We start from the raw sequence: 5,443 nt of genomic DNA, 5'->3' as shown, positions 1-5,443 counted from the left end.
GCGCGAGCGTCAGCGATACCATAAGAAGATGCAAGATCCCGCAGAAAGAAAAAAAGCTTTAAAAAAGAAAGAGAAAGTGGAGTGCTGAGATGAAGTCAATCGTTGTAAACGGCGAAGAGTATAAATTTAGATGTGTCGCTGCCATGCGTAAAAGCATAAACCAAGAATATGGCGTGCTAGTGCAACTCCAAATAGCTAAAGATGGCAAAGTGCTTAACAAAAAAGAAGTAAGCAGTTATGTGATCGAAAAAATAGAAGAGTACATAAGGGAGTTGATATGAGCAAGACAATAACAACAGTAAAGATTTATTATAGTGGCTATGCAGAGATTGATATTGATGAAGATGATATCAAAACAATAGCAACACAATACAAAGGCGACTATCAAAGTTTTATATCAAATTTAAGTCCTAGCAGATACGACATTGATTTTGACAGAGAAGATGAGAAGTATAACGAGGAAGCGATAGTGCAGGCTTTAAATCTTTACAGCCTCGGCACCCCTGGGCTGGCTTTAACTTTTCAGCACTCCTCGCCCCTTGGCACTTTTGAGATAAGCAAATCTCTGTTTGAAGATATGACAAAAGATGCAGAGGAGCTGGTTTTAGATAGAGAGATGCTAAAGACGATTGCCGACATTGCAGACTTTTACACTGGCAAGAGTGAGCTGGAGTGTGTTTATTTTGGAGAAAACGACATAGTGGCAACGGACACAAGACGCCTTATTGCCTACAAAAACACTACGCAGGTAAAAGACATTCTCATACACAAGTCTATCTGCTTGGAGTATGCAAAAAACAAGGAAGCAAGACTATTTAGAGTTTATGATACTCTCTATTTGACTGCTGATGATAAATACTATGCACATTCGCAAAGTGGTTTTGGTAAGTATCCTGATTATGAAAGGATTATCCCAAGAGAACTTAAAGTGAGAATGAGCAAAGATGAGCTTTTACAAGAGGGTGTTTTATATAGAGAAGATGGTAACGAAAAGCAACTCAACTGCGACATAAGAGCATTAAAAACCGTAGATGGAAATATGCTATGGATAGATGAGAGTTACCTGCCTACTTTTGAATTTGAAAGCTTTGGTTACAATGAAGCCAAACTTCCGTTTATGTTTGAGGGTAAAGATATAAGATATATATGTATGCCTATGTTTTTTGATGATGATTTTGCGAGTACACTTAAAGAGGAACAGTATATGCCTATTGAGATAGGCAAGTGCGATATGTGGGAGCTAAAATGATAACCACATCCTCCCTAGAAGCCCTAAAAGCAAAAATCGACATAGTGGACGTGATAAGCTCTTGTATGGAGCTGAAAAAAAACGGTGGCAACTTTAAAGCTCCTTGTCCTTTTCATAGCGAGAAGACCGCTAGCTTTGTGGTGTCTCCTCGTAAGCAGATATTTCACTGCTTCGGATGCGGTGCCGGTGGCGATGCTATAAAGTTTGTGGAAGAGTATAAAAAGCTTACGTTTGTGGAAGCGGCGGAGGATATCGCCAACGACTTAAATTTCAAACTTGAACATGACAATACAGGCACAGTCGAAAAAGACTACTCGCGGGTCATGGAACATATCAACAACTACTATGTAGAACGTCTCGACAGTCCAACAGGCGAGTATCTACAAGGCAGAGGCATTACGCTAGAGAGCATAAAAACTTTTGAGATAGGTTTTACTACTTCATCTAAAGAGCAGATGGCATCTTTTAGTGCGCAGTTCTTTAATGTGCAAGATGCCATAGAGTGTGGGGTACTTGCGGTGGACGACAGCGGCAAAACTTACGCAAGGCTAGTTAATCGTATTAGTTTCCCTATTCGCAACCATACAGGCAAGCTTATAGGTTTTGGCGGACGTATCACAAAAGGCGAGGGCGCAAAGTATATCAACAGCCCTCAAACCAAACTCTTTGACAAATCGCGTAATCTCTACGGCTACAATATCGCGAAACCTTTTATCTATGAAAAAGGCACGTTTGTTATTACCGAGGGATATTTTGATGTTATTATGCTGCATCAAGCAGGCGTTAAAACTGCTGTTGCTACAATGGGAACAGCACTAACGGAGCAGCATTGCGTGCTTATCAAAAAAGTAGGTGCAAAAGCGCTTCTTTGTTATGATGGAGACAAAGCCGGAATTGCAGCAGCGTTTAAAGCAAGTAAGCTTTTAAGCGCACATGGTATCTTTGGCGGAGTGGTACTATTTCCCGAGGGAAAGGACCCAGCCGACATGGTGGCAGATGGAAGCGCAGAAGAGCTACATTTTATCATGAAGCAAAACACACCGCTTATCAAGTTTGCGCTAAGTCACATAGCCGGCGCGTACAATATCAACGTACCACAACAAAAAGAAGAGGCGCTTAGAGAAGTGCAGTTGTTTTTGCAAACTCTAAGCCCTGTCATCCAAGATGAGTATAAGCCCTATATTGCTAAAATCTTGCAGATAAACCAAGCGCATATAGCAACAAGGCAGACACGAAGCAGTCCAGCAGTTATACTAGATCATATCAACATAGCGGAGATGAACATCATCAAAACAGCTAGCGAGAGTGAAGCAAAACTCAGTATCGTGCTTGATTGCATAGACGCAGATGTATTTGAATTTCACTCAAAAGAGTTCGCTATGCTTATGCAGGGCGACAAACAGCTGCAAGGACTGCTTCTAAGAGAAGAGCTAAGTGTTTACACAGACGAGGAGTTGTTGAACCAGCTAAAAACAATGCTGATTACATATAACAATAAAAAGCTTCAAGCTATTATCCACTCAAGCGAGAGTTTTGAGAGAAAAGCGTTTGAGATAAAGAAGATAAAAGGCATCATCCACACTTTAATGAGAGATGTAAGAGTGAGCGCGTGATGAGTAGAGAAACACTACCACAGCAACTAAAAGAGTTGTCTGAGACTATGAGCCATATCGCGCAGAAGATGATATACTTAAGAGATGAAGAGATAACGCATCACGCATACGAACTCATCGGCGCAGGCAATATCGCGCTTGAGTGGAGTGAGGCTATAGAAAAACATATTGCCGAGCAGTATGTAGCTAACACAAAGGAGTTGCACTGCAAAGTTATCTAGACAAAATTAATCAACTCTACAGCGAGATCAAAATGGAAACCACAAGACCACAAATTATAATAATAGATGACCCACTAGGCGAAGAGATGAACAAAGACATAGCAAAAGGCATTATTGACGATATGGAATTTCGAGAATACCAAAATCTTACAAATGGAAAAGTAGAAAGAAAAGACGGTAACAAATTGGGTAAGCGTAAAAGAAAAGAAGAGTTGCAGTTCAGAAGAGCGAGAACGCTTCAAGTTGGAAAATGGAGTGATGATACTAGAGAGAGAGCATTTGCATTATCATTTCAAAGCCTAAACCATCCACCTGCCTTTATAAGAGTGTAGAATAAAATGAAACTCATAAAAGTTACAACTCAGAACTGGCAAAGATTTTCTTTGAGTATGCGCAGCTTGCAGATAGCACTTAGTATCCCAAAAGGATATTATTGCAAAACTAAAAATGCTTATGCTTATAAATTGCTACATAATAGAGAAATTAATCTAAGAGTTTATAAACTCACTTCCCCACAATCCCATCAATAACCCCGCTCGCCATCTCACTAGACTTGAGATAGTTCATAGTGAGATATTTCTTGATGGTGTTCGGGTCATTATGCCCAAGCGCACCGCTTAAGTGTATGCTATCAAATCCTTGCTCTGCCATCGCCGATACCATGACATTGCGCAGATAGTGTATGCCAAAACTCTCATCGTTGAGATACCTCTTTATTTTGTTTGTCGCTTTGCGTATATCTACGAGATGCTCGCCGCTGATCCGAGAAGCAAATACCCATCCATTCACACGAGGGATTTGTAAAAGCTGCTCTTTGATAACTTGCGGCAAAAATATCTTTTGCTCTTCATTGTTTTTAGTGTTGCGCAAAATATAGTAGTTGTATTCAAGAACTATATCCTCCCACCTAAGAGAAAGTATTTCCCCGCGCCTACGTCCTTGCAGTGCAAAGAGATAAAGTGAGAGATAAAAAGGGTCAGTTCCATAAACCGCATAAATGGCATCATGTATCTCTTTGAGCTTTTGCGTAGCACTGCTCACTATCTTTTTAGTCTTTGGGAGTTTTATCTTTATACCGTCGAGCGGATTAAACGCTATAAGACGGTTTGCAATTGCATTTTTAAAAGCCGGTGCAAGAACTTCAAGTGTTTGCTTAACAGTTCTTGGAGCAAGTCCACTCTCTTCTTGAAACTTTATAGATTCACGTATGTGCAACTGCCGAATATCTACAACTTTTTTTTTACCACAAAACGGTGCAATATACCGCTCATAATGACTTCTACGAATTTTTACATATTTTGTCTGCTTAAGATGTGAAAAATATTCAATCATAAAAGCATCAAGTATAATATCCTCATTCTGCACACTATCTTTCTTCTTGTTTTTAATACTGCTCATCTCACTCTTAGCCTGAGAGATTTTATCTTTTTTACTCCAGTTGCGTTTAGAACTAAAATCAATCAGACCGCTATATTCTTTTTTATCATAATTAAATCTATACAAAAAAACCATAAATAAATTATCAGCCCATAACCCTACATCCACTTTATGCGGATAACAACTTCTATCAATTGCCATTTTTATAACCCCTACTTTATAAAATTGGGTACCGAGTTGGGTACCGACTTCCTAAGCAATACTATACAACAAACAGCATTAATCAATAATTACAAGCCCACAAAAAAGGCTTATACATAGGCATTTGCAAAGATTTATAAAATGGTACGCTTGTCTCATAACGGGGTGGTCGAGTGTTCAAGTCACTCAGAACCCACCACTGCTAAACTCCTCAAACAATGAACTTTATCAAATGCAATTTTCACCTAAACATTAAAACTATGTTTTAGCTTGTAAGCTACCTTTTATGAAGATTTTTTATTGCTATAAGCCCTAAGCAACACTAATACAAAAAGCCAAAAAGCCAAAGTGGGATTTTGTTTTTATTTTCTGTACTGTCTGTATCTATGACCAAATAAGAGTTTGGTATATCTTTGATTTGCCCAAATGATTTGCCCTCTCCACCTACTTCAAAAGTATATTTACCATCCACTACAAAATCACCTCTGTCACTTACTTCTATGTTGTGCAAAGATTTTATTTGTGACACAAAATATGTCTCTCTTATCGTTCCTATTTTCGGCTCTGTAGCAAAGGTATAAAAGATATTTGTATTATTGAGATAAAGTTTTTCAGGTTTAGAGAGTTTTGTTATCCCTTTTTTACTACTTCCTACGATGCAGAGAAGTCCGCCACGGTCAAGATGATGCAGATAAGCATACAAAGTATTTCGGCTCACTTCTATGTTGGCAGCTACTTTTGTAATATTAAGTTCAAACGGATTTGATTCACTGATTATAAGG

The 5,443-nt window shown here is 38.9% G+C and carries 6 protein-coding genes and 1 pseudogene; 5 read left to right on the top strand and 2 right to left on the bottom strand.

The window, feature by feature from the left end; genetic code table 11:
- Nucleotides 1-89 precede the first annotated feature (89 nt).
- Genes RQ763_RS08995 through RQ763_RS08975 form a run of 5 tightly spaced genes read left to right on the top strand, consistent with a single transcriptional unit; the run spans nucleotide 90 to nucleotide 3,415 of the window.
- Complete coding sequence (locus tag RQ763_RS08995; RefSeq protein WP_314152485.1) at nucleotides 90-281, top strand: hypothetical protein; 192 nt, start codon at nucleotides 90-92, stop codon at nucleotides 279-281.
- The gene (locus RQ763_RS08990) at nucleotides 278-1,249 is read left to right on the top strand and encodes a hypothetical protein (protein ID WP_314152483.1); all 972 of its coding nucleotides are present in this window, start codon (nucleotides 278-280) and stop codon (nucleotides 1,247-1,249) included. The genes RQ763_RS08995 and RQ763_RS08990 overlap by 4 nt, the downstream gene beginning before the upstream one ends.
- Complete coding sequence (gene dnaG / locus RQ763_RS08985) at nucleotides 1,246-2,862, top strand: DNA primase (protein ID WP_314152482.1); 1,617 nt, start codon at nucleotides 1,246-1,248, stop codon at nucleotides 2,860-2,862. Before RQ763_RS08990 ends, dnaG begins: the two co-directional genes overlap by 4 nt.
- Nucleotides 2,862-3,083: a hypothetical protein gene (locus RQ763_RS08980; RefSeq protein ID WP_314152480.1), complete on the top strand. Its 222-nt coding sequence runs from the start codon at nucleotides 2,862-2,864 to the stop codon at nucleotides 3,081-3,083. Before dnaG ends, RQ763_RS08980 begins: the two co-directional genes overlap by 1 nt.
- Nucleotides 3,084-3,115: 32 nt before the next feature.
- Complete coding sequence (locus tag RQ763_RS08975; protein ID WP_314152479.1) at nucleotides 3,116-3,415, top strand: hypothetical protein; 300 nt, start codon at nucleotides 3,116-3,118, stop codon at nucleotides 3,413-3,415.
- A 172-nt stretch (nucleotides 3,416-3,587) separates the two neighbouring features.
- On the opposite strand, the gene RQ763_RS08970 is transcribed toward RQ763_RS08975, so the two are convergent.
- Together RQ763_RS08970 and RQ763_RS08965 are read right to left on the bottom strand one after the other, a co-directional pair.
- Entirely contained in the window at nucleotides 3,588-4,661 is a 1,074-nt protein-coding gene (locus tag RQ763_RS08970) for a site-specific integrase (protein WP_314152478.1), read from the bottom strand.
- A 322-nt stretch (nucleotides 4,662-4,983) separates the two neighbouring features.
- Nucleotides 4,984-5,443: pseudogene (locus tag RQ763_RS08965) on the bottom strand (AAA family ATPase); the annotation flags it as partial.

Origin of the sequence: Sulfurimonas sp. (genome assembly GCF_032250635.1) — a bacterium.
In the GTDB taxonomy this organism is placed as follows: domain Bacteria; phylum Campylobacterota; class Campylobacteria; order Campylobacterales; family Sulfurimonadaceae; genus Sulfurimonas.
This window is presented reverse-complemented; position numbering and strand designations above follow the sequence as displayed.